The organism is Rhodoplanes roseus (genome assembly GCF_003258865.1).
GTDB lineage: Bacteria > Pseudomonadota > Alphaproteobacteria > Rhizobiales > Xanthobacteraceae > Rhodoplanes > Rhodoplanes roseus.
In genome coordinates, this window is the sequence record NZ_NPEX01000608.1 from 1 (window position 1) to 908 (window position 908).

1 protein-coding gene is annotated in these 908 nt (G+C 75.2%); it reads left to right on the forward strand.

Features of this window, described 5'->3' with window-relative positions; translation table 11 throughout:
* The coding region (locus CH341_RS31560) for a tetratricopeptide repeat protein (RefSeq protein WP_146604718.1) at positions 1-761 on the forward strand (761 nt) is incomplete at its 5' end.
* Between the last annotated feature and the right edge of the window lie 147 nt (positions 762-908).

Here is a 908-nt window from a genome sequence, read left to right on the forward strand (position 1 = left end):
CCCCGGTCGGCGCGACCACGGCCGGCGTGGGGCCGGCCGAGGCGTGGCCCGAGACGCTGCCCGGTCCGCTCGCCACCAAGCCGCTGCTCGCCGGCATCGCCCAGAAGAGCCCGGCCGCCGCCTTCGAGATCGCCATGCGATACGCCGAAGGGCGTGGCGTGCCGGCCGACCTCGCGGCCGCCGCGCCGTGGTTCCAGCGCGCCGCCGATCTCGGCCTCGCGCCGGCCCAGTTCCGCCTCGGCAGCCTCTACGAGAAGGGCCAGGGCGTGAAGAAGGATCTGGCCGAGGCGCGGCGCTGGTACCAGGCCGCGGCCGACCGCGGCAACGCCAACGCCATGCACAACATCGCGGTGCTGTATGCCGAGGGCATCGACGGCCGCCCCGACTTCGCCATGGCGGCGCAGTGGTTCACCCGCGCGGCCCGGCACGGCGTCGCCGACAGCCAGTACAATCTCGCCATCCTCTACGCCCGCGGCATCGGCATCGAGCAGAACCTCGCCGAGGCCTACAAGTGGTTCGCGGTCGCGGCCCAGCGGGGCGACAAGGACGCCGCCAAGAAGCGCGACGACCTCGCCCAGCGGATGGACCAGCAGACCCTGACGGCCGCCCGCCTCGCCGCCCAGAGCTTCGTGCCGCTGACCCCGCCCGAGGACGCCGTCACGGTGCCGCCGCCGCCCGGCGGCTGGGAGGACGCCACCGCCGGCCAGGGCCGGCCCAAGCCGAAGGGCCGCATCCCGATGGAGCAGGCCGCCCGGCTGTGACGGCGGCACACGCCGCCGCGCGATCGCAGCCGGGCCGCGCCGCCCGGCCGCGGCGCCCATGCGCCGAAACCCGCGGACGCCTGCGCCCGAAAATATTCACTTGAGTTTGCGGGGCAGGCCTGTAGGGCTTCGCCGCACTGCGACCTC